The organism is Cupriavidus pauculus (assembly GCF_008801835.1).
In the GTDB taxonomy this organism is placed as follows: Bacteria; Pseudomonadota; Gammaproteobacteria; order Burkholderiales; family Burkholderiaceae; genus Cupriavidus; species Cupriavidus pauculus.
Window position 1 is genome coordinate 260,998 of the sequence record NZ_VZOW01000004.1, and the last position, 21,535, is coordinate 282,532.

21 protein-coding genes are annotated in these 21,535 nt (G+C 66.7%); 4 read left to right on the forward strand and 17 right to left on the reverse strand.

Going from position 1 to position 21,535, the window contains the following annotated elements; all coding sequences use genetic code 11:
- Positions 1–4 precede the first annotated feature (4 nt).
- Genes fliJ through F7R19_RS07280 form a run of 6 tightly spaced genes read right to left on the reverse strand, consistent with a single transcriptional unit; the run spans position 5 to position 5,608 of the window.
- Positions 5–457, reverse strand: a complete 453-nt coding sequence (gene fliJ, locus F7R19_RS07255; protein WP_061957922.1) for a flagellar export protein FliJ — start codon at positions 455–457, stop codon at positions 5–7.
- Positions 450–1,895: a flagellar protein export ATPase FliI gene (fliI, locus tag F7R19_RS07260; protein WP_061957923.1), complete on the reverse strand. Its 1,446-nt coding sequence runs from the start codon at positions 1,893–1,895 to the stop codon at positions 450–452. Before fliI ends, fliJ begins: the two co-directional genes overlap by 8 nt.
- Complete coding sequence (gene fliH, locus F7R19_RS07265; RefSeq protein ID WP_061957924.1) at positions 1,888–2,727, reverse strand: flagellar assembly protein FliH; 840 nt, start codon at positions 2,725–2,727, stop codon at positions 1,888–1,890. Before fliH ends, fliI begins: the two co-directional genes overlap by 8 nt.
- The gene (gene fliG, locus F7R19_RS07270; RefSeq protein WP_061957925.1) at positions 2,714–3,727 is read right to left on the reverse strand and encodes a flagellar motor switch protein FliG; all 1,014 of its coding nucleotides are present in this window, start codon (positions 3,725–3,727) and stop codon (positions 2,714–2,716) included. The genes fliH and fliG overlap by 14 nt, the downstream gene beginning before the upstream one ends.
- Complete coding sequence (gene fliF, locus F7R19_RS07275) at positions 3,714–5,393, reverse strand: flagellar basal-body MS-ring/collar protein FliF (RefSeq protein WP_061957926.1); 1,680 nt, start codon at positions 5,391–5,393, stop codon at positions 3,714–3,716. The genes fliG and fliF overlap by 14 nt, the downstream gene beginning before the upstream one ends.
- The gene (locus F7R19_RS07280; RefSeq protein ID WP_150979813.1) at positions 5,390–5,608 is read right to left on the reverse strand and encodes a hypothetical protein; all 219 of its coding nucleotides are present in this window, start codon (positions 5,606–5,608) and stop codon (positions 5,390–5,392) included. The genes fliF and F7R19_RS07280 overlap by 4 nt, the downstream gene beginning before the upstream one ends.
- Before the next feature lie 146 nt (positions 5,609–5,754).
- Between F7R19_RS07280 and fliE the strand changes: the two genes are divergently transcribed.
- On the forward strand, positions 5,755–6,075 hold the full coding sequence (gene fliE, locus F7R19_RS07285; protein WP_061957927.1) for a flagellar hook-basal body complex protein FliE: 321 nt from the start codon (positions 5,755–5,757) through the stop codon (positions 6,073–6,075).
- Positions 6,076–6,272: 197 nt separating this feature from the next.
- Here fliE and F7R19_RS07290 read toward each other — a convergent pair whose 3' ends face one another.
- The 8 genes from F7R19_RS07290 to F7R19_RS07325 form a co-directional block, all read right to left on the reverse strand.
- Complete coding sequence (locus F7R19_RS07290; protein ID WP_150979814.1) at positions 6,273–6,584, reverse strand: EscU/YscU/HrcU family type III secretion system export apparatus switch protein; 312 nt, start codon at positions 6,582–6,584, stop codon at positions 6,273–6,275.
- Entirely contained in the window at positions 6,581–7,960 is a 1,380-nt protein-coding gene (locus tag F7R19_RS07295) for a flagellar hook-length control protein FliK (RefSeq protein WP_150979815.1), read from the reverse strand. The genes F7R19_RS07290 and F7R19_RS07295 overlap by 4 nt, the downstream gene beginning before the upstream one ends.
- A gap of 72 nt (positions 7,961–8,032) precedes the next feature.
- The gene (locus F7R19_RS07300; RefSeq protein WP_150979816.1) at positions 8,033–8,362 is read right to left on the reverse strand and encodes a flagellar protein FliT; all 330 of its coding nucleotides are present in this window, start codon (positions 8,360–8,362) and stop codon (positions 8,033–8,035) included.
- Positions 8,363–8,381: 19 nt separating this feature from the next.
- Positions 8,382–8,810 carry a flagellar export chaperone FliS gene (gene fliS, locus F7R19_RS07305; protein ID WP_150979817.1) on the reverse strand — a complete coding sequence of 143 codons (429 nt, stop codon included), beginning with the start codon at positions 8,808–8,810 and terminating at the stop codon, positions 8,382–8,384.
- A gap of 25 nt (positions 8,811–8,835) precedes the next feature.
- Entirely contained in the window at positions 8,836–10,302 is a 1,467-nt protein-coding gene (gene fliD / locus F7R19_RS07310; RefSeq protein WP_061957931.1) for a flagellar filament capping protein FliD, read from the reverse strand.
- Between the two features lie 76 nt (positions 10,303–10,378).
- Positions 10,379–10,768 carry a flagellar protein FlaG gene (locus tag F7R19_RS07315; RefSeq protein ID WP_061957932.1) on the reverse strand — a complete coding sequence of 130 codons (390 nt, stop codon included), beginning with the start codon at positions 10,766–10,768 and terminating at the stop codon, positions 10,379–10,381.
- A gap of 155 nt (positions 10,769–10,923) precedes the next feature.
- Positions 10,924–12,600, reverse strand: a complete 1,677-nt coding sequence (locus tag F7R19_RS07320) for a flagellin N-terminal helical domain-containing protein (protein WP_150979818.1) — start codon at positions 12,598–12,600, stop codon at positions 10,924–10,926.
- Positions 12,601–12,852: 252 nt separating this feature from the next.
- Positions 12,853–13,173 (reverse strand): RNA chaperone Hfq, encoded by a 321-nt coding sequence (locus F7R19_RS07325; protein WP_150979819.1) that lies wholly within the window; start codon positions 13,171–13,173, stop codon positions 12,853–12,855.
- Between the two features lie 953 nt (positions 13,174–14,126).
- Here F7R19_RS07325 and F7R19_RS07330 point away from each other — a divergent pair.
- Positions 14,127–16,196, forward strand: a complete 2,070-nt coding sequence (locus F7R19_RS07330; RefSeq protein WP_249043144.1) for a methyl-accepting chemotaxis protein — start codon at positions 14,127–14,129, stop codon at positions 16,194–16,196.
- A 75-nt stretch (positions 16,197–16,271) separates the two neighbouring features.
- On the opposite strand, the gene F7R19_RS07335 is transcribed toward F7R19_RS07330, so the two are convergent.
- Complete coding sequence (locus tag F7R19_RS07335) at positions 16,272–16,793, reverse strand: DMT family transporter (protein ID WP_150979820.1); 522 nt, start codon at positions 16,791–16,793, stop codon at positions 16,272–16,274.
- 93 nt (positions 16,794–16,886) lie between these two features.
- Here F7R19_RS07335 and F7R19_RS07340 point away from each other — a divergent pair, with 93 nt between their 5' ends.
- Entirely contained in the window at positions 16,887–17,795 is a 909-nt protein-coding gene (locus F7R19_RS07340) for a LysR family transcriptional regulator (RefSeq protein ID WP_150979821.1), read from the forward strand.
- A 269-nt stretch (positions 17,796–18,064) separates the two neighbouring features.
- Positions 18,065–19,615: an MDR family MFS transporter gene (locus F7R19_RS07345; protein WP_061957938.1), complete on the forward strand. Its 1,551-nt coding sequence runs from the start codon at positions 18,065–18,067 to the stop codon at positions 19,613–19,615.
- A gap of 76 nt (positions 19,616–19,691) precedes the next feature.
- On the opposite strand, the gene F7R19_RS07350 is transcribed toward F7R19_RS07345, so the two are convergent.
- On the reverse strand, positions 19,692–20,570 hold the full coding sequence (locus tag F7R19_RS07350) for an oxygenase MpaB family protein (RefSeq protein WP_170292563.1): 879 nt from the start codon (positions 20,568–20,570) through the stop codon (positions 19,692–19,694).
- Positions 20,571–20,804: 234 nt separating this feature from the next.
- Positions 20,805–21,398 carry a tetratricopeptide repeat protein gene (locus tag F7R19_RS07355; RefSeq protein ID WP_150979822.1) on the reverse strand — a complete coding sequence of 198 codons (594 nt, stop codon included), beginning with the start codon at positions 21,396–21,398 and terminating at the stop codon, positions 20,805–20,807.
- Positions 21,399–21,535 lie beyond the last annotated feature (137 nt).

Below are 21,535 nucleotides of genomic sequence, written 5' to 3' on the forward strand. Positions count from 1 at the left end.
CAGGTCAGTTCTGGCCGCTCGCCGGCTGGCGGGCGATACGGGCGGCGTATTCGTCGTTGGCGCGCTGTTCGCGGCGCGTGGCTACCTGCTGCTCACGCACTTCGGCGCGCGTGATCAGGGTGTCGAAGGAATTCTGGCGACGCTTCTGCTGCTGCCAGTTGGCGCGCCCGGCCAGCAGGTCGGCCTCGGCCTTGGCCAGCGCGCCGGTCTGCTGGCGGATCGCGTGGTCCAGCGAATCGAGGAAGCGCGAAAAATCCTGCCAGCGGCTCGAAGACATGCCTTCTGCGGCAATCGCCTGCATGCGCGCGCGATATTCGTGGCGGTATTCGGTCAGCGCCTGCAACTGCTGCTCGGCCTGCGTGCGCAGCCCCTGCAGCCGGCCCAGCTCGCGCGCGGCTTGGTCGGTGCTGTCCTGGGCGATGTCGGCCAGTGTGGTCAACGGAGAGTTCTTAGCCATGGTTCGGTACTCCGATCGTCGCGTGCAGCTGGGCAATCGACGCGTCGTAATCGGCGCGCTCGTGGATGTCCTGCTGCAGGAACGCCTCCATGTGCGGATGCAGGCGGATCGCGAGGTCCAGTTCCGGATCGTTGCCGGGCACATAGGCGCCGACGCTGATCAGGTCGCGATTGCGCTGGTAGCGCGACATCAACTGCTTGAACCGCCGCACGGAGGCAAATTGCGACGGCTCGATCAACGCGGTCATCGCGCGGCTGATCGATGCTTCGACATCGATGGCCGGGTAGTGGCCCGCTTCGGCCAGGCTGCGCGACAACACGATGTGTCCATCGAGAATGGCGCGCGCCGAATCGGCGATCGGATCCTGCTGGTCGTCGCCTTCGGTCAGCACCGTATAGAACGCGGTGATCGAACCGCCGCCCTCGGGGCCGTTGCCGGTGCGCTCCACCAGCGTGGGCAGCTTGGCGAAGACCGACGGCGGATAGCCCTTGGTGGCGGGCGGCTCGCCGATGGCCAGCGCGATTTCGCGCTGAGCCATCGCATAACGCGTCAGCGAATCCATGATCAGCAGCACGTGCTGACCCTTGTCCCGGAAATATTCGGCCAGGCGCGTCGCATAGGCGGCGCCCTGCATGCGCAGCAGCGGCGAGCAATCGGCCGGCGCGGCAACCACCACCGAGCGCTTGCGGCCTTCCTCGCCGAGGATGTTCTCGATGAATTCCTTCACTTCGCGGCCACGCTCGCCGATCAGACCCACCACGATCACGTCGGCGTTGGTGTAGCGCGCCATCATGCCCAGCAGCACCGACTTGCCGACACCCGAACCCGCGAACAGGCCCATGCGCTGGCCACGGCCGACGGTCAGCATGCCGTTGATCGCGCGCACGCCGGTGTCGAGCACGGTTTCGATCGGCGCGCGCATCAGCGGATTGATCTGCGTGCCGGCCAGCGGCACTTCGCTGGCGGCGGAGATCGGACCAAGCCCGTCGAGCGGGCGGCCCGCGGCGTCGAGCACGCGACCGAGCAGGCCGTCGCCCACCGGCAGGCGTTTCGAACCGGGCTCGCGCGGGGCGCTGACGCCCTTGGGCAGCGGCGACGGTTCGAGCGGATACACGCGCGCGCCCGGCACCAGGCCGGCCACGTCCGATTGCGGCATCAGGTACAGGCGGTCGGCGCCGAAGCCGACCACTTCGGCCTCGGCGGTGCGCGGGCCGCCATGCGAATGCTGGCCGGCCGGCAGCTCGATCAGGCAATCGCTGCCCACCGGCATGCGCAGGCCCACGGCTTCCAGCACCAGGCCGGCGGCGCGCGTCAGGCGCCCGCAGGCGCGCTTGCTGTCGACGTCGGCGAGGTTCGACGATGCGGCGGCCAGCGCTTCGCGCCAGCGGCCGGTATGCGCCGTGACGGCTTCGCTGGCCGGGGCCTGGGGATCATGCATGCGGGGGCTCCCATGGATCGTTGCGGCCCAGCGCCTTGATCACGCGCTCCCAGCGTGTACCCAGCGTGGCGTCGAGTTCGCCGCTGGCGGCGCTGGCAATGCAGCCGCCGCGCGCCACGGAAGGATCGGCGCGCAAGGTCCAGCCGGCCGCCTCGAGTTCGCCGCGCATGTGGGTTTCCACCAGCGCGACGTCGTCGGGATTGAGCAGCAGGCACGGCGCGCCGGACAGCGCCGGCTCGGCGTTGAGCAACTCGCGCGCGGCGGGCACCAGCGCGGCCGGATCGATTTCCATGGTCTTGCGCACCAGTTGGCGCGCCACGTCCAGCGCCAGCGAGATCAGCGCGTCGGAGATATCGGCATCGACGCGCCCGAGCGCTGCGCGGAAGTTGCCGGCCAGTTCCTGCAGGCGGGCCGCTTCGTTGCGCGCCGCTTCGAGACCGCGCGCATAGCCTTCGCGGTGGCCGTCGCCATAACCCTGCGTCTGTCCCTGGCTATAGCCCTGCGCATAGCCTTCCTTGCGCGCGCCTTCGCGCATCGCGTCGAGTGCGGCAAAGTCGATCGGAGGCGGGGGCGGCGGCTCGACCGGCAACTGCGCCTCGAGCACCTTGCGCAGCGCGTCGCGCGGGTCCAGCGAATCCATCTGCCAGCGCTTCCATGCGTCGCCGCCGGTGTGGGTGCGCGTCGGCGGCTCGAATCCCTGGAAGCCGTCGTCGCTCTTGTGGATGTTGGTGAGCCCACCGGCACCCTGCGGCGCGGCGCTCGCGCCGAAGAATCCCGGATCGCCGCGGCCCGGGCCACGGCCTGCGGCGGGGCCGCGGTCAAACGTAGGCATCGTCGCCTCCGCCAATCTGGATTTCGCCGGCCTCGGCCAGGCGTCTCACCACCTGCAGGATGGCCTTCTGCTCGGCCTCGACCTGCGACACGCGCACCGGACCCAGTGCATCGAGGTCCTCGCGCAGCATTTCGCCGGCCCGTGTCGACATGTTGCGGATGAACTTGTCGCGCAGTTCCTGCTGCGCGCCCTTGAGCGCAACGATGAGCGATTCGGTGGCGATTTCCTTGAGCACGCGCTGGATGCCGCGGTCGTCCACTTCCAGCAGGTTCTCGAACAGGAACATTTCGTCGATGATCTTCTGGGCCAGGTCGGCGTCGTGCGTGCGCACGCCGTCGATGACCGCTTCCTCGTGGGCCGTGCTCATCAGGTTGATGATCTCGGCCGCCGTGCGCACGCCGCCCATGCGGCTGCGCTTCAGGCTCTGGCCCGCCAGCAGCTTGGTCAGCACGTCGGTCAGCTCCTGCAGCGCGCCCGGCTGTACGCCGCCGAACGTGGCGATGCGCAGGATCACGTCGTTGCGCAGGCGTTCGGTGAAGAAGCCCAGCACTTCCGAGGATTTCTGGCGGTCCAGGTGGATCAGGATCGTGGCGATGATCTGCGGATGCTCGTCCTTGATCAGCTCGGCCACGGACGTGGCGTCCATCCAGTTCAGCGAATCGATGCCGCCGCCCGGATCGCGCGACTCCAGGATGTCCTCGATCACCGACAGCGCGCGTTCCTCGCCCAGCGCCTTGTTCAGCACGCTCTTGATGAACGAGCTCGAATCGACGTTCAGCGCCAGGTACTGTTCGGTCTCGCCGCGGAATTCGGCCAGCACTTCCGCCATTTCCTCGCGGGTCACCGCCGACAGGCCAGCCATGGCCGAGCCCAGCTGCTGCACTTCGCGCGGCGACAGGTGCTTGAAGACTTCGGCGGCAGCGTCCTCGCCGACGGCCATCATCAGGATGGCGCTCTTCTGCACGCCCTTCTCGGGCGTTCCCTTGTTAGCCTTCGTCATTTGCCATCCAAGTCTTGATTACGCTGGCAACCAGGCGCGGGTCGCGTTGCGCGGCGTCGCGCACCAGGGCGAGATCGCTTTCGTATTTCGCGGCCAGGCGCAGCACTTCCGGATTGGTTTCCTCTTCCGGCGGCAGCAGCACGGCTTCGGCGGTGGCGTCGGCCTCGGTCGGCGCGGGCAGCGGCGGCGCGGTGTACTTGCGCAGCACCGGACGCGCCACCTTGAACCACAGGAACATCGCCAGCAGGGCCAGCAGCAGGTAGCCGACGCCGGTCTTGGCCAGGTCGATCATCTGCGGCTGCTTCCACAGCGGCGGTTCCGGTTCCTTGGCGTTTTCGGCCGTGAACGGGCTGTTGACCACGTTCAGCGAATCGCCGCGCTCGGCCGAGAAGCCCATCGCTTCCTTGGTCAGGTTTTCGATCTGGGCCAGTTCCTTGGCCGACAGCGCTTCGGTTACCGGCTTGCCCTTGGCGTCGGCCTTCGTGCGGTAGTTCACCACCACCGCCACCGACAGGCGCTTCACGCCGCCCGGGGCCTGCTGCACATGGCGCACCGTACGATCGAGTTCGTAGTTGGTGGTGGCGTCGCGGCGGCTGCTGCTCGGGCCGGTCTTCTCGGCGGTCTGGGTGTTCTGCGCGGGCTGGTTGGCCTGCGCCGGATTGGGCTGGCCCGGCGTGCGCGGCGGCTGCGGCGTGGTCACCGGCGCCACGGCGGCGGCCGGCGGCTGGTTGGACAGCGCGCCCGGCACGCCACCCACCGGCGATGCGCCTTGCTGGTTCGATTCGCTGGTCTGCTGGCTGCGGATCGCGGCCTTGGTCGGGTCCTGGTTCGGCTTGAACGATTCGTCGGTGTGTTCGACCGAAGAGAAGTCCACGTCGGCGGTGACCTGCGCGTGGACGTTGTCCTTGCCGAGGATCGGCGTGAGGATCGATTCCACCCGCTTGACGTAATTCTGTTCGACCTGCTGGACGTACTTGAGCTGCGTGGCGTCCATCGAGCGGTCGCTGGTGCCCGACAGCAGGTTGCCGTGCTGATCGACGATCGAGATCGACTTGGGCGTCAGCTCCGGCACGCTGGACGACACCAGGTGCGTGATGGCGGCCACCTGGCCCTCGTCGATGGCGCGGCCCGGGTAGAGCTGCAGCACCACCGATGCGGTCGGCTTCTGGCGCTCGCGCACGAACAGCGTGGGCTTGGGAATGGCCAGATGCACGCGCGCCGACTGCACCGCGCCGATCGATTCGATCGAACGGGCGAGTTCGCCTTCCAGGCCGCGCTGGTAGTTGACCTGTTCGGCAAACTGGCTGATGCCGAACTTCTGGTTGTCCATCAGTTCCATGCCCGTGGTGCCGCTCTTGGGCAGGCCCTGGCTGGCCAGGCGCAGGCGCGTCTCGTGGACCTTTTCGGCCGGCACCATGACCGCACCGCCGCCTTCGGCGAACTTGTACGGCACGTTCATCTGCTGCAGCGACTGGATCACCGCGCCGCCGTCGCGCTCGGACAGGTTGGTGTACAGCACCTTGTAGTCCGGTTGGCGCGACCACATCACGCCCACGGCAATCGCGGCCACCAGCGCCGCGCCGCCCAGCATCAGCGGCAGGCGCGGATTGGCCTTGAGTTTTTCGACCAGCGCCGCGCCGTTCGGCAGGGTGGCGGCCGCGTTCATGCGCGCATCTCCGGCTTGGCCGGGCAAATCTGGCCCTTGCCATTCTGGCCTTCGCTGCCGTTAATCATTTCGGCACGGCTCACATTACGCTGCAGACAAAACACGCGCACTCTCCGCGATAGTTGATATTCCTGGCCGTGGGCGGTGAGGGCAATGCGCAACGAACCGCCAGATTCGGCACGGTAGCGATGATCGGCCACATGGCGGAAGAACAATCGAGCGAATAGGCCAGGTTTTCCCGCCGATTTCGTCCTTTGGCGCGCGCTCGCCAATGCGTACAGTGCGAGGGCTGAAACCGGATTGCAGGTGGCGCAGGCTGCACGCGGATCCGATGTCTCCCACTCACTAACCTGTACGTGCCATGACCATTTCTTCCATCGAGGGCATGCTCCACCAACTGCGCGGCCTGGCGCAGGTGGCCGGCGGCGGCACTGCCTCGCAGACGCCTTCGGTTGCCACCGAAGGATTTGCCGGCGAGCTGCAACGCTCGCTGCAGCGCCTGAACGCCACGCAGGACCGCGCCTACGGCAAGGCCGAGGCGTTCGAACTGGGCAAGCCCGGCGTGGCGCTGAACGACGTGATGATCGACATGCAGAAAGCCAATATCTCGTTCCAGACCGCCGTGCAGGTGCGCAACCGCCTGGCCGCCGCGTATCAGGAAATGATGAACATGCCGGTGTAAGCGGCGCGGACGGGCTTGCGGGGCGGTGCGCCAGTCGCCCGCCGCGATGCTGGCGATGCCGGCGACCCCGTTTCGGATGTTTCCGCTGCCATGAAGACAAAAGCCATGTCGCCGCCCGGGCGCCATGGCTTTTTTGTTGTGTTTGCATCGCGCATTTTTTTCGGTCCCGCGCACGGACCGGCATGGAAGCGCCGGGCTCAGGCCACTGGCGGCGCAAGCGCGGGCACGGGTGCCGCGCCATCGGCGCTTTCCAACGCATGCAGCCACGCCAGCAGTTCGGCCACGGCCACATACAGTTGCGGCGGGATCTGGCTGTCCATGTCGACCTGCATCAGCAGGTTCACCAGAGCCGGCGATCCGTGGACATATACGCCGGCTTCGCGGGCGCGCGCGACGATGGCATCGGCCGACATGCCGTAGCCCTTGGCCACCACACGCGGCGCCTTGTCCTGCGCCTGGTAGGACAATGCGACGGCGGCGTCGCGGTCGTTCGTGCCGTTTCCGCTCATGCCGGTGCTCCTTGGGCGATGCGTTCGCGGTCATCGAGCTCGCGGTCGCTGCGCGTCTGTACGGCCACGTTCAGCAATGCGATGCCGCGTGCATCGAGCTGTTCGCGGAAGCCGGCGCGCCCCTGCATCAGTTGCGCCGCCGCGTCGGCGTCGGCCGCCACCATGCGCACGTCGAGCCCCTGCGCGCCGAGCGTCAGCACCGCATCGATATTGCCAAGGCGCGGCAATTCCAGCCGCACGCGCGTGCTCCATTGCGTGGTGGCTTCGGGCGCATCGGCATGGCCGTCACGCGACACTTCCCATTCGAACGGCATGCCGGGCCATGCTTCGAGCGTGGCGCGAAACTGCTGCGTGGCCAGCAGTTCCAGCTGCTGGCGCACCACGCCTTCGCTGGCTGGATGCACCGCCTGGCCGACGTCGGGCTGCATCTGCGGCGTGGTCGTGTCGGGCGCGTTCCAGCTGGCGATGATGGCGTTGCGCTGCGCCTGCGCGACGTAATGGCCTTCGTGCGATACCTCGGCGGTGACCTGGTAGGCGTGCGCCGCGGCGTTGGCATGCGCGGCGCGGCGTTGTTCGGCTGCGCTGGTGGGCGCGCCGTTGCCGTGCGCGCCGGGCGGCTGGCCGGCCTGTTGCGCGCCCGCCGCGGCGCCGTGCGGATGAGCCGGCTGCGTTGGCGTTGCCGCATGCGCGGGCACGCCGGTGGTCACCGGATACATGACCGGGCGTGTCAGTTCGGCCAGCAATGCGGCGCTCGGCGGCGGCGTCGATGCCTGCGCGGCGGGGCCGCCGTACGGCAGCAGCGCGACGGGCGCGCCGGCGCTCTGCTGCGCAGCCGGATTGCCGGTCGGAGTACTGGCCGGACTGCCCGGCGCTTGCGGCGTGGCCGGCGCGGGCATGCGCAGCGTGGCTTGCGGCTCCTGCAGCAGCGCGGCCAGCGGACGCTGGCCCATCACCCATTGCGCCACGTGCGATTCATAGAACATGCCGCTTTGATCGACCAGCGTCGCGAGGGCGTTCGATAACGCCGTAGTGCCGGCGCCCGCAGTGGGCGCGGACGGCAGCAGCGGTGCATTGCCGCGCAGCGGTTGCGCGTCGCCGCCTTCGAACAGGTCGAGAATCGCAAGCGCGGCAAAACTCAGCGTTTCGCGCGTGGAGCCGTTCAGGCCCGCCGCGCGCGCATCGTCGCTACCGGGCAGGATCGCGCCGGGCTGGCGCGCCTGGACGGTCTCGCCGGTGGACGACTGCACGTCGCCCTGGCTGACCGCCGGCACGGGCATCAGCGCGGCCAGCTTGTCGATGGCCAGCGCCGGGCGGGAAAGTTGCGGGTCCGGCGTCTGGTGCGGAATCAGCGCGGACGGAATCTGGATGCCAGTCATGGGCGCGTGTCAGCGAAAAGGGTCGAGCGCGATACGCGTCTGATCCCTCCATGACCGGAGGGTGTGTGGATTTCAGTGGGCGCCGTAGGCGACGGACAGGTCCTGCTTGCGGCGCGAATTGTTGAGCATCGCGCCCAGATGCGCCAGGCGCGGCATGGTCAGGTCGCGGATGCGCGCATCGAAAGCCAGGATGCGTTCGAGCAGTTGGAAGCGGCGCAGCCGTTCGGCATCGGAGAACGGCGCGTGGTGATCGAGATGACGCAGGCGTTCCACTTCAGCCATATAAACCGTTTGCAGCTCCGCCAGGGCATCCCAGTTCGATGCACCTGCGGCCTCAAGCATTTGCTCCGAAAGAACCAGCAGTTCCTCGTAGCTTCTGACGATGGGGGACATGTTGAACATCTCGAAAATCCTGCGCAAATCAGACGGGTTGTGCGACGGCGGCTTCGCCCAGGGCGGCGGGCGCATCGGGATCGATGGCGGCCCACGCCGAAGACAGGTTTTCCAGCAGCGCGTCCACTTCGCCGAGCAGTTCCGCGCTGTTGCGCAGATTTGCCAGCATCAGCTGACGCGTCATGTATTCGTACAGGCGCTCGAGATCGGCGGCAATGTCTCCGCCCGCGCTGTGGTCCAGCACGGCGCGCAGCCCGTTGTCGACGATATCGATTGCTTTCGAGATGGCCGAGCCCTTGCCGGCGATATCGCCGGCTTCCATGCAGAACTTCGCGCGTGCGATGGCGCCGCGCGCGCCGTCGTAGAGCATGACGATCAGCTTGTGCGGGCTCGCGCTCATGGCACCGGTGTGAACACCGACCTGAGCATAAGCGTTGATGGCCTGGCGCGCGAACATGGTGAAGCTCCTTGTCGATGTCTGACTACTTGCTGCTGGACGTGTTATTGAGCGCGGAGAATTGCTGCGTCAGATAGGCGCTGGTGGAATTCATCTGCGACACCATCAGGTCCAGGTTGGTGAACTGGGTGCGGTAGCGGGCAATCGTATCGTTGATACGGCTTTGCTCTTCCGTGTACTGCGTGGACAGATCCTTCAGCGATTGCGAGAGGCCGTCCTGCGCCGATTTCAGCGATCCGTTGGTCGTATTGAAGCTGGTGATCGCGTCGTTGATCGCGCGGCCGACGCCGCCCGTCGTGCCGTCGCCGCCGAACAGTTGCGCCACGGCGGTCGGGTTGTCGTTGAGCGCCTTGGTCAGCTTGGTGTCGTCCACCGACAGCGTGCCGTCCTTCTGGAACGACACGCCGATCTGCGACAAGGTGCTCAGCGACGATCCGCTGACCGGCGTGTTCATGATGCTGCGCAGGCGGGTCTGGATGTTGCGCAGCACGGCGTCGCCGGTCAGCGCGGAACTGGTGCCGGCCGAGGCGTCGAACGCGGTCAGCGTCGAGGCGGTCGACTGGATGTTGTTGTACGCCGTGACAAACGCGCTGACCGCAGTCTTCATCGAATCGGTGTCGCGCGTCACGCTCACGTTGGTGGCGCCGGTTTGCGACAGCGTCATCGTCACGCCCTGCAGCGCGTCCTTGACCGTGTTGCTGGCGCTGGTGATGGCGATGCCATTGACCGTCATGTTGGCGTTGGTGCCGCGCACTGCTTCGCGCACGCCGTTGGCAGTGCTGCCGCTGGCGTTCATGGCGGCCGGGTCGAAGCCGATCAGCGCCTGCAGATCCGAGTCGGTGCTCGAGACCTTCATGCTGTTGGTCTCGCCCGTGGCGTTGGACGTGAGGACCAGGCGATACGGCTTGGCGCTGCCATCGTTGACGATGCTGGCGGTTACGCCGATGTTGGCCTTGTTGATCGCGTCACGCATGCCTTGGAGCGTGTTGTTGCTGCTGTCGATCGTGACGGTCTTGGTGGATCCGGCGGTGGCCTGGAAGCTCGGGCTGCCGTATTGGCCGGTGCTGCTGTCGTAGCCGCTCACCGTGCCGAAATCGAAGCTCAGCGTTGCGGGCAGCGTGCCGTGCACCACCGCGCTGTCCTGCGCGGCCTGGCCGCCGGAAACCAGCGACTGCGCCTGCGCCAGGCTGGTCACGTTGACCGAATAGGAACCTGCCGCGGCGCTCGTGCTGGTGGCCACGCTCATCACCGCGGTGTTGCTGACGCTGGCCTTGACCGACGAGAACGTGGTGGCGTCGGCCAGCTTGCTGGCGGTGCTCTGGAACGCCGACAGCACGCTCTGCACGGTGCCGTACGCGGACAGCTTGGCCTGGTAGGCGGTCTGCTGGTTCTGCAGCAGCGTGAGCGGCGCGTTCTCGGCCGTGGTCAACTGGTCCAGCAGCGTGTTCAGGTCCAGGCCGGAACCGATGCCGAGGGAGGATACGGATGCCATGCTGTTACCTCGATTCTTGTGATTGGCGTTCTTGCGGGAGAGATCGTTGTGGCCTTGCCTGTGGAGGCCCGTGGGCTTACGCCGACTGTCGGACCAGCAGGCCCTGCAGCTTGTTCATGGCATGCGCGATGCGCACCATTTCCTCGGACGGCAACTGGCGGATCACCTCGCCGGTATCGCGGTCCACCACCTTGGTGATGACCTTGTGCGTGACGTCGTCGATCTCGAACTGCAAACCGAACGGCGTGGTGCGCAGCACGTCGCGCAGTTCCTGCACCGCGGTGGTCATTTCCTGCGGCAGCGCGTCGCGGCCGCCTTCGGCGCCGGACTCGCCCGTGCCGTAGGCCGCGGACACGGCGGACACCGCCCGCGCTGTGGCGGGCGACGGTGCGGCGGCGTCTGACGCGCCCGGTACGACGACGGCGGCCAGGGCGGCGGTGGAGGCGGCGGCAGCGGAGATGCTCATGGTGCGGTCTCTCTATGCGGACGAGGCCCTGCGCGGGCCGGAACTTCGGCGGAACCTTCAGGATGAAGCGCTATGCAAGCGGCGGTCCGCTTGCGTAGCACTCCGGCAAAAAACCGGGCCCGAGGGCCCGGTTTCCTGCGGAGCTTGCGGCGTGATTAACGCAGCAGCGACAGCACGTTCTGCGTCGATTGGTTGGCTTGAGCCAGAACCGACGTACCAGCCTGTTGCAGAATGTTGGCGCGGGTCATGTTCGACACTTCCGTTGCGTAGTCTGCGTCCTGGATGCGCGAACGCGACGAGGACAGGTTGGTGATCGTGGTGCCCAGGTTCGAGATCGTCGAATCCAGACGGTTCTGCACAGCACCCAGCGACGAGCGCAGCTTGTCGACGGTCGACAGGGCCTTGTCCAGCACGGCCAGCGGGTCGGACGTCGAGGTGCCGGCGCTGATCGTGGCGGTCGTCAGCTTGCCGTTGGCGTCCATGTAGGCAGCCTTGCCAACGTTGTCGGCGTTGTTCGGAGCCGTACCGCCAGCAGCCACGGTCACCTTGCCGGTGGTCGTGTCGACAGCGTAGTTCGTGGTGAAGCTGGCGGTCTTGGTCAGCGCGCCGGTCGAATCCGTGTACACGTCCCATGCGCCCGTACCGCTGTTCAGCGTGGCGGTGCCGGACATCAGCGAACCCGGAGCAAACGTCACGGTGCTGTTGGCACCAGCGGCCGTCAGGGCAGCTTCAACTTGGTCAGACGTAGCCGTCGTGTTGTAGTCCAGGCCACGTGCGCCGTCCGACTTGTACGTCGTGCCACCCACTGCAACGCTGCCAACACCAGCAGCAGCGGCAGCAGCGGCGGTCAGCACCGAGCCGATGTCCGTCTGCGTCAGGCCGCCGGCGTTGTTGGTCGTCAGGTTGCCATCTGCGTCCAGGTAAGCAGCGGCGCCACCGATGGTGATCTTGCCTGCCGTGTCGATTTCGAAGCTGGTCGAAGCACCGGCGGTGTTCGTGTACACGGCCGAGTTCGTGCCCGTAGCCGGGGTCAGCTTGGTGGCTTCGGCAGCCAGGCCAGCAGCGGCCACGTTGGCGGTGTACTTGAAGTTGCCAGCCTTGGCGTCGTACGTGTAGGTGCTGCCGCCGCCGACTGCAACGGTGTCACCGTCGCTCAGCTTCGACAGAACGTTCTTGCTCGTGGCGGCCGTGTTGGCCGTCGTCACTTGGTACGTGTTGGCCGGCAGACCAGCGGCAGCCTTGTCGGCGGCCGTTTGCGAGTTCTGCACGTCGGTCAGCGTGGCGGCGGTGTTCACCTTGCCAGCAACGCTGAAGCCGTTCAGGCCGAGGGTCTTCGACGAGATTTCCGACAGGTTGATCGAGATCGTTTCGCCGTCGTTGGCGCCAACCTGGATCGTCAGCGGCTTGGCAGCGCCCGACAGAACCTTCACGCCGTTGAAGTCGGTTTGTGCCGACGTACGGTCGATTTCAGCCAGACGTTGTGCGATTTCGTCCTGGATCGATTGCAGGTCCGACGAAGAGTTCGAACCGTTAGCAGCCTGCACCGACAGTTCACGGATACGTTGCAGGTTGTTGTTGACTTCGGTCAGCGCGCCTTCAGTCGTTTGCGCCAGCGAGATGCCGTCGTTGGCGTTACGTTGAGCCTGGGTCAGGCCGCGGATGTTGGCGGTGAAACGGTTGGCGATGGCCTGGCCGGCTGCATCGTCCTTTGCGCTGTTGATGCGCAGACCCGACGACAGACGCTGGATCGCCGTGTTCAACGACGATTGCGACGCGTTCAGGTTGTTCTGCGTCATCAGGGACAACGAGTTGGTATTAATGACTTGCGCCATGGTACGACTCCTATTTGCAATGTTTTAGGCATTCCGGCGGGTGCCGTAACGTTGGCTGCCTGCTTTGCAGGGCGAGAGTGCCTCCGTTGCAAGGGTTATCGACCGAGGGTGGAAAGACTTTAGAGTGATCTTTGGGCGAGTTGCGGGCGCAGTCCGATCTGGTGTATGCGCACGGCGCGCGCCTATATAGATAGGTGGCCAGGTGTCGCGGGCCGGGCTGGCGCAGGCCCTGCGCACGGCCGGCGGGGCGCTTCAGCGGCGCTTGCGGGTGCGCGGAATGAAGATGCGCACAAAGCCCGGCGACGCTTGCGCATCGACCATCGCCACGGTTTCCTCCGGTGCATGCGCGGGTGTCACCACCGTGATGGCGCGCTTGTAGATCAGCGTGGGCGTGGGATCTTCCGCGTTGCGGCCCAGCAGGATCATGTAGTTGTCCGACGCCAGCACGATGCCATTGAGCTTCGTGCCGTTCGACAAATGCACGATGACGGCCACACGGCTGGCGCTGTGCGCCGCGAACTGCAGTTGCTGCAACTTTCGGCTGGGTCTGGGAGCCTTGATTTCCTTCTTCACAACTTCTCCGGAAGAGCCCGCAAGGGTTCTGGCGGCTGACAACGGTCCGATGATGGGGTAATCCGAACGCCGTCGCACTAAAAGTGACGTACGAGGCGGCCTGACAGGGGCGAGTTTTGAAACATTCGCTCTCGGAACCGGCACAGGGACGGGCCGACATGATTGCAGCAGACGGGCGTTTCACGAAAGTGCTTGACGCTGCGCAGCTGCTGGCGGGCGTCGGCGCTGCCAGGAGAGAAGGGGAATACTTCAGGCGGGAGAGTAACAAAGTTTTACAAGCATTGACGAATCGATGGCTTGCCAGCGTCTAGAGGCTTTGCTCTATAAATTCAGTTGATGAATATTTGTGCTTGATGTAGCACTTCGCTGCAATTTGGTCGGTGACGCGCCTGTGAAGATCGCTGCAACCCGCGCCAGCTAAAGGTTTGCGGCGATCGTCCGTTATTTGATGACAGCGATAAAAGTAACGTCAGGCGTCACTTTTGGTACTAACCCGCTGATGTTTTTACGCCCACCATCAGGGCAATCCCTGATAGAAACGAGATTTACACCTCATGTAAGCGGGTTTATATTCGGCATTCGGGTCGGGTACAGCCGGCCCTTTTACAGCAGTCCTGAAAGCCTACGAGCATCCCGCGCGTGGGCTTCTTTTTTTTTGAGCCCGCGTCCTTCGCTGCAAGCCGGGCCTCAAATCTGCCTGGTGCTTTCCGCCGTTTGCGGCGGGATCGAAGTGCACGAGACAGATTAGAAGCGATTCGTTGCCTGGGCAATTTGTGGAAGAACAGCGAATTTCCCCCTCAATTCATTATTTCCCTCAAGGCTTGCCCGCCGCGCGCCGATAGCGGATCGGTGCGACGCCCGGGTTCGGCTCGAATGCCGCTCGCACGCACACAACCGAACCGAATGAAAGGTACGAAGTGATGGGCTTGCGAAAGATGGGGATTGGCGCGCGAATGTCGCTGGCATTCTGCGTCGTGGTGGTGCTGCTGGCCAGCGTGGCCGCATTGGGAGTGTCGGCGCTCGGCAGCATGAACGACGCGATGCACCACGCGGTGGAACAACGCCTGATGCGCGTGCTGGACCTGAAGCTGGCCAAGGAGCGCGTGCTGGCGATCGGCATCATGGTGCGCGACGCCACGCTGACCGAGGATCCGGCGCTGGCCGCGCAGAACGCCGAAAAGATCGGCAAGATCCGCGAACAGGTTGGCGCGACGCTCAACGACCTGGGCAAGTTCATGCAGGCATCGGGCAGCGCGGAGTCCAAGGCCAGGTTCGATGAACTGATCGAGGCGCGCAAGGCCTACAACGGCCAGCTCGACCTCGTCATGCAGCAAATGCGCGCGGGCGAATTCGACGGCGCGCGCGCGGGCCTGATCGTGACGCTGCCGGCTGCGCAGGCCGGGTATTTCGAAAAGCTCGACGCAATCGCCGAACTGGGCCGCAAGATGGCCACCGAAGCGGTGGAAGCGGCGTCCGCCCAATATCTGTTCACGCGCAATCTGTTGATCGGGCTGTCGGTGGCGGCGGCGATAATCGCCACGCTGCTCGGCATCGGCCTGACACGTTCGGTCACGCGCCCCGCCAACCAGGCGCTCGATGCGGCCGAGGCGCTCGCGCACGGCCAGCTTGGCCATGCCATCCGCGTGCGCAGCCAGGACGAGATGGGCCGCATGCTCGGCGCGCTGGAACGTGCCTTCGGTCAGCTTGGCATGCTGGTGCGCGGCATCCAGCAGGCGGCCGGTTCGATCGATACGGCCGCGCGCGAGATCGCCTCGGGCAATTCGGACCTTTCGCAACGCACCGAAGAACAGGCTGCGTCGCTGGAACAGACCGCCGCTTCGATGGAGCAATTGACCTCGACGGTGCGCCAGAATGCCGAGAACGCGCGCCAGGCCAATCAACTGGCCGTCAATGCATCGGATGTGGCAACCGAAGGCGGGCGCGTGGTGCGCAGCGTGGTGGACACCATGGAAGGCATTTCGAAGTCGTCGGCGCGCGTGGCGGAAATCATCGGCGTGATCGAAGGCATTGCCTTCCAGACCAATATCCTGGCGCTGAATGCCGCGGTGGAGGCGGCGCGCGCTGGCGAACAGGGGCGCGGATTCAGCGTGGTTGCCGCCGAAGTGCGCAGTCTCGCCCAGCGCTCGTCGTCGGCGGCCAAGGAAATCGGCGAACTGATCAACGGATCGGTGCGTCAGGTGCAGGACGGCGCCAAACAGGTGGAAGTGGCCGGCAAGACCATGGACGATATCGTCGGCGCGGTACGGCGCGTGACGGACATCATGGGAGAGATCTCCGCAGCCAGCGAAGAGCAGACCGCCGGCATCGAACAGGTGAGCCATGCCATCACGCAAATGGAAAGCGTGACCCAGCAGAACGCCGCGCTGGTGGAGCAGGCCAGCGCCGCAGCGGAAAGCCTGATGCAGCAGGCCAGCGGCCTGGTGGCCGAAGTGGCGCGATTCGATCTGGGCAATGGTGGCCGTGTCGCAGCGCCGTCCGAGCACGTCGCGCAAGTGGCGCCTGCCCGGTTGCACGCACCGGACCCGGTGGCACGGATCGCCGCGCGCCCCGCGGTGAAAGCCTTGGCAAAGCCGGTTGCCGCACCGGCCGCCAGGAGCGTCGCCGCTTTGCCAGCCGCCGCGACCAGGGCGCCGAACGCAGCAAATGGCACGCACGCTAAAAACGCAGCGAACGCAGCGAGCGGCGCTAAGGTGGCAAACGGCACGAAAGCAGCAAACGGCACGAAAGCGACGCAAGCCGCAAGCGCCGCCGCCAAGCCTGGCACCGCCCGCGTGGCCGCCGTGCCCGCCGCGGCGCGCCCGCCCGTGCAACGCAAGCCGGCGGCAGAGCCGCTGCTGTCGCGTCATGCCGCCGCGCCGGCCAAGCCGCGCGCGCCGGTCGGTCATCAGCGCAAGGAACCGGTGCTGTCGACGCAGGCCCGTCGTCGTCCTTCGGCCGCACCGAGTCCCGCCAGGACCGCGCGTACGGCGATGGCCGACGCCGGCGACTGGGAAACGTTCTGAGTCGGCGCGGCGCGTTGGGTCGGACAGTCGGGCCGGGCTCGCCGCGCGCCATTCGGTTGCGCCGGTCTCCGGCCATCAGCGCGGTCCCAGCGATACCGGGGCGGCGCGACCGGCGGGTGGAGTGGGCTGCCATTGCATGACCAGCATGCCAAGCAGAATCAATCCAAGCCCGGCCGCGCGCGCCAGCGTGGCGGGCCGCGCCGGCAAACCGACCAGTCCGAAATGGTCGATCAGCAGCGACGCCAGCATCTGGCCGGCCACCACGCCGACGATGAAATTCGCCGCGCCCACGCGCGGCGCCAGGATCAACGCGGCGGTGATGTAGATCACGCCAAACACGCCGCCGATCCATTGCCACCACGGCCCGTGCAAGGCCGCTGCCACACTGGGCCACGGTGCACGCATCGCCCACAACACGGGCGCGACCACGGCCAGGCTCACCGCCAGCGACACCACCGTTGCCCATAGCGGATGCCCGAGCCCGCGTCCGAGCATCGCATTGGTGCCGGCCTGGAACGGAATCATCGCGCCCGACAAGACGGCAATGCCCAGCGCGATCCATGTGGATGCCAGCGGCGTGGCAAGCGATGCGCTCATGTAAAGTCTCCTCTCTGGATGCCAATGCCGGTCATGGTGACCGTGCCGTGCCCGCGTGGGAAATTCGCAATCCGTACCCGACACATTCGCCGCATGGATGAGCTGCGCCGTATCGATCTGAACTTGCTGCTGACCCTTCACGCGTTGCTGACCGAACGGCATGTCACGCGCGCGGCGGTGCGCTTGCACAGAAGCCAGCCCGCGGTCAGCCACGCGCTTGCGCAGCTGCGCGAGATTTTTGACGATCCATTGCTGGTGCGGCGCGGTGGCACGCTTGAGATCACCACGCGCGCACGCGCGTTGCTGCCGGCGCTCGATGCGGCGCTGGGCCAGCTCAACGGTCTGCTGCGCCCGCCCGCCTTCGATCCCGCGCAGGCGCGCCGCAATTTTCGCGTGGCGCTTTCTGACTATGGCGCGCGCATCGTGCTGCCGGCACTGGTGCGCACCTTGCGCGCCGATGCACCCGGCATCGACCTGTCGGTGGTGCAGACCAGCCGCGAGGCAATGCTTGCGCAACTGGCCGATGGCGAAATCGATCTGGCCATCGGCGTGTTTCCGCAACTCCCGGCCGATATCGTTGCCGACACGCTGTTCGAGGATCGCTATACCAGCGTGGCCGATCGCGCGACGCTGCCGCCGCACGGAGACCTGCCGCGCGAGCAATGGCTGGCGCGTCCGCATGTGCTGGTGGCGATGCGGCCCGACGTGCAAAACGAGATCGACCAGCAACTGGCGACGGCCGGCGTGGAGCGCCACGTGGCGCTGGTGCTGCCGCACTGGAGCGCCGCGCTCGACGTGGTGGCCGGCACCGATCTGATTCTGACCGTGGCCGCGCGCACTGTGGCCGCGATGCCCGCGCAAGCGGCGCTGCGCGCTTTTGCGCCGCCTGTGGCGTTGCTGCCGATTGCGTTCCAGCAGGCTTGGCATGCGCGCCGCGATGACGATCCGGCGCATCGATGGCTGCGCAACACGGTGCGCGCCTGTTGCCGTGCGTCGGATTGAGTTTGGGCGTGGCATTGATGTCGGCGCTAATCGCCGGGAATTCTCGTGAAATTCCTGGTAACGCCGCGAAACATGCCAGCATTCCCCGCAAATCCCCAAAACCATGCGCGCGGGCCGCGTGATCCGTTGCGCCGCCGCCATTTCGTGCAGTGCAGCAAGTAATCGGACAAGCGCGGTTTTCAGCGCTCGCCTAAAATGTCGGCTCTCTTCGAACCGATAAAGAGCAGGGGCACCCGCAAGCGGGTCGTCATCTGCCACGCAGGCCATCCATGTCCGCAGCGCACGCCTCCAAGCTTCCCCCCGATTCGCCTCCGGCCGATGTGCCGGTCATGCAGGTACTGTTCGGCCTGATGCTGGCGATCCTGCTCGGCGCACTCGAGCAGTCCATCGTCGCCGTGGTGCTGCCCGACATCGCGCTACAGCTCAATGGCTTCGAGGACATGGCGTGGGTCATTTCCGCCTACCTGGTGGCGTCGACCGTGGTGACGCCGATCTACGGCAAGCTGTCCGACGTGCTCGGGCGCCGCTCGGTGCTGACGTTCTCGATCGTGCTGTTCCTGCTGGCGTCGATTGCCTGCGCGCTGTCCACCACGATGCCGATGCTGATCGTCGCGCGCATCCTGCAGGGGCTGGGCGGAGGCGGGCTGATCTCGGTGTCGCAGGCCACCATTGCCGACGTGGTGCCGCTGCGCGAGCGTGGCAAGTACCAGGGTTACGTCAGCGGCGTGTGGGCCGTGGCCAGCATGGCGGGTCCGGTGATCGGCGGCTATCTGGCGCACTTCCTGTCGTGGCGCTGGATTTTCTGGATCAACATCCCGCTGTCGTTGCTGGCGCTGGTCGTGGTGCGGCGCGCGCTGCGGCATCTGCCCGTCAGCGGCCGCCGCCACCAGATCGATTACCTCGGCGCGCTGCTGTTTGGCGGCGGCCTGTCCGGCGTGCTGGTGTTTCTGACGCGGCTCGGACAGGGCCATGCGCCGCTGGAGCCGCAGACGATCGGACTGCTGGCTGCAGGGCTGATCGGCCTGGCGCTGTTTGTGTGGCAGGAGCGGCGCGCCAGCGATCCGGTGATTCCGCTGTCGATGCTGGGCGTGCCCACGGTGGCCATCTGTTGCCTCACGCTATTCCTGTGCTTCTTCCAGTTGATCGCGATGTCGGTGCTGCTGCCGCTGCGCTTCCAGGTGGTGGGCGGCGCCCAGGCCGACACGGCCGCGTTGCGTCTGGTGCCGCTGACGCTGGCGATTCCGTTCGGCGCCTATATCTCGGGACGTTTGATGTCGTGGAGCGGCCGGTACAAGCCGCTGCAAATGACCGGCTGCGTCGTGGCGCCGGTCGCCATCGTGGCGCTGGCCTTTACGCCGCCGCACGCGGTGATTCCGGCAGCGCTGGTGATGATCGTGCTGGGCCTGTCGATCGGCCTGCAACTGCCCAGCGGACTGGTGGCCACGCAGAATTCCGTGCCGCCGCAGCAGGTTGGCATCGCCACTGCGCTGACCGCGTTCTCGCGCATGTTGGGCGGCGCGGTCGGCGTGGCCGTGCTGACCACCGTGCTGATCGCGCTGCTGCGCCATAGCGGCGTGGCGGTGAGCGGCGCTGGCGGCGGCGAGGACGTGCTGATGAGCATGTTCCGGCGCGCCATGGAAGTCAGCGATCAGGGCGATGCCGTGGCCGTGCGCAATGCGGCGGAACGCGCATTCCGGGTGCTGTTCCTGATGAGCGCGGGCGTATCGTTGATCGCGCCGTTCTTCGTGATCCGGCTGAAGGAAAAAACGTTGCGCGGCAGCCCTGCCGCGGCGGCCAAGGCTGCTGCGGCGGTCGAATAGCGCTGCGCGGCGGACCGTCGTTACGGGTGCTGCGCTATGTATTTACTGCCACGGCTGAGGTGCGCCGCGGGGCATGTCACGCGGCGGAGCGCGCGCCGGCGCGCCGGCGTGCGCGCGCTGCGAGGCCCTGTCCGAGCGCCCAGCGCAACGCTGGCGCCAGTCCCTGCATGCCGGCCAGCGCCAGAGAGCGCCGCAGCGACGGCCGGTGCAGCCCCAGCATCTGGCGCGCCCATGGGGGCAGCAGCGCCACGCCGGCGTCGGCCATCGTGCGCACCGCCGGCACCAGGAGCGGATTGGCCACCGGCATCGCCATGATCAAGCGCACCACTTCGCGCGTGCGCTCGCTGTTGACGAGATGCGGCCGTTGCGCAGCCAGATAGCGGTCGATGTCCGCCCGTGAACGTGGCACATCGGGCGCGCCCAGCAGCGCGGCTACTTGCGCCTCTTCCGCGAAATAGCGGTCCTGTTCCGCCTGCGAGAGCGGCCCGACATAGCGCAGGTATCCCGCCATGAAGCTCGACACCTCCGCCACATGCACCCAGGTGAGCAAGTCCGGATCGTCGGCGGCGTAAGGCTGCCCGTCGGGCGCGGTGCCGCGCACCGATGCGTGGATGCGGCGCACGCGGTCGATCAGCTTGAGCGCGTCGTCGCGGCTGCCATAAGTGGTGCCTGCGATGAACTGCGCGGTGCGGCCCAGCCGGCCCTGCATGTCGGTACGAAAAGTGGAGTGATCCCAGACGCCCGCCAGCGCGCGCGGGTGCAGCGCCTGCAACAGCAGCGCGCTGACGCCGCCGGCCAGCATCGCCGGAAAATCCGCATGCACGCGCCAGCAGACCGCATCGGGCCCGAACAGGCCGGGGTCTCCCGGTGGATTGTCGTAGTCGAGCGTCAGACCGGAGTTGCTGCGCGTGAGGGCGCGCACTTGCGCACCGACGCTGCCGCGCAGCCGTTGCAAGAACGGCCCCGACACGCCGGCCGCAGGTTGCTGCGCAGGCTCGCGCGAGGCATCACGGGAGGCTGCGCGCGAGGATCCGGCTGGGGCCTCGGCAGGGGATTCCGGAGGAGACTTGGGAGAAGCGGACAAGATTCTTGGGGGCGATTACTGGCTGTCGCCAGCATACACCCTGACACGCTCTGCGCACTTTCCCGATCCGCGCCGCGCAGGACCGCGCGGCGACGGGGTGAACGATCAGGCTTCCAGCGCGACAGGCGCAGCCTTGCGCACGGTGCGACGCGCGCGCGGCTTGGCTGCCGGCGCGGCTGCATCGTCGGCGACGGCGGCAACGGTATCGATCACGTCTGCGGCCGGGGCGGCTGTCTTGCGCGGAGCGCGGCGCGCGCGCGGTTTCGGCGCGGGCGCGGCGGTGAACTGCACCGGAGGTGCCAGCTTTGCCAGTTGCTGCACGAATGCCTCGCTGTCGATGCCACGCTTCTGCGCGATGCCCGCGGCGATCCAGGCTGCCGAGGAATGGCCCAACTGATCCAGTGCGTTCAGGTAGTGGACCCAGCAGTCGGCGTGATCGGGATTGGCGTCGAGCGCCGCCTCGAAATGCGGCAGCGCTTCGGCCGGCTTGCCGGTCTGCACCATCAGCATCGCCAGGCCGAATCGGGCGTCCGCCTGCTGCGGCGCGGCGTTGAGGATGACCTCGTACAGCGCCTGTGCGTCGCCATATTCGCCGGCCTTGTGCTGCGCGACGGCGGCCTGCAGCACGAGTGCGATGTCCTGCTCGCGCTGTTGCGCGTCGGTCAGGGAGGGGGAGACGGCTCGGGTGGACTTTGGCATGGTGGGTCGTCAGGTCAGGTTACCCGAGCATGTTGCAGGATGACCGGCCCGGCCAAAGCACGGAAGAGACGCCCAAAGATCCGCTATTTCCGCCCGCAGGCGCGGCCATGCCGGCCGGCGGGCGTCCGGGCGTCGTG

Bases quoted from the DNA above. Each gene is read 5' to 3' on its own strand.
- fliJ (WP_061957922.1), bottom strand. From the start codon at position 457: ATGGCTAAGAACTCTCCGTTGACCACACTGGCCGACATCGCCCAGGAC.
- fliI (WP_061957923.1), bottom strand. From the start codon at position 1,895: ATGCATGATCCCCAGGCCCCGGCCAGCGAAGCCGTCACGGCGCATACC.
- fliH (WP_061957924.1), bottom strand. From the start codon at position 2,727: ATGCCTACGTTTGACCGCGGCCCCGCCGCAGGCCGTGGCCCGGGCCGC.
- fliG (WP_061957925.1), bottom strand. From the start codon at position 3,727: ATGACGAAGGCTAACAAGGGAACGCCCGAGAAGGGCGTGCAGAAGAGC.
- fliF (WP_061957926.1), bottom strand. From the start codon at position 5,393: ATGAACGCGGCCGCCACCCTGCCGAACGGCGCGGCGCTGGTCGAAAAA.
- fliE (WP_061957927.1), top strand. From the start codon at position 5,755: ATGACCATTTCTTCCATCGAGGGCATGCTCCACCAACTGCGCGGCCTG.
- F7R19_RS07290 (WP_150979814.1), bottom strand. From the start codon at position 6,584: ATGAGCGGAAACGGCACGAACGACCGCGACGCCGCCGTCGCATTGTCC.
- F7R19_RS07295 (WP_150979815.1), bottom strand. From the start codon at position 7,960: ATGACTGGCATCCAGATTCCGTCCGCGCTGATTCCGCACCAGACGCCG.
- F7R19_RS07300 (WP_150979816.1), bottom strand. From the start codon at position 8,362: ATGTTCAACATGTCCCCCATCGTCAGAAGCTACGAGGAACTGCTGGTT.
- fliS (WP_150979817.1), bottom strand. From the start codon at position 8,810: ATGTTCGCGCGCCAGGCCATCAACGCTTATGCTCAGGTCGGTGTTCAC.
- fliD (WP_061957931.1), bottom strand. From the start codon at position 10,302: ATGGCATCCGTATCCTCCCTCGGCATCGGTTCCGGCCTGGACCTGAAC.
- F7R19_RS07315 (WP_061957932.1), bottom strand. From the start codon at position 10,768: ATGAGCATCTCCGCTGCCGCCGCCTCCACCGCCGCCCTGGCCGCCGTC.
- F7R19_RS07320 (WP_150979818.1), bottom strand. From the start codon at position 12,600: ATGGCGCAAGTCATTAATACCAACTCGTTGTCCCTGATGACGCAGAAC.
- F7R19_RS07330 (WP_249043144.1), top strand. From the start codon at position 14,127: ATGTCGCTGGCATTCTGCGTCGTGGTGGTGCTGCTGGCCAGCGTGGCC.
- F7R19_RS07335 (WP_150979820.1), bottom strand. From the start codon at position 16,793: ATGAGCGCATCGCTTGCCACGCCGCTGGCATCCACATGGATCGCGCTG.
- F7R19_RS07340 (WP_150979821.1), top strand. From the start codon at position 16,887: ATGGATGAGCTGCGCCGTATCGATCTGAACTTGCTGCTGACCCTTCAC.
- F7R19_RS07345 (WP_061957938.1), top strand. From the start codon at position 18,065: ATGTCCGCAGCGCACGCCTCCAAGCTTCCCCCCGATTCGCCTCCGGCC.
- F7R19_RS07355 (WP_150979822.1), bottom strand. From the start codon at position 21,398: ATGCCAAAGTCCACCCGAGCCGTCTCCCCCTCCCTGACCGACGCGCAA.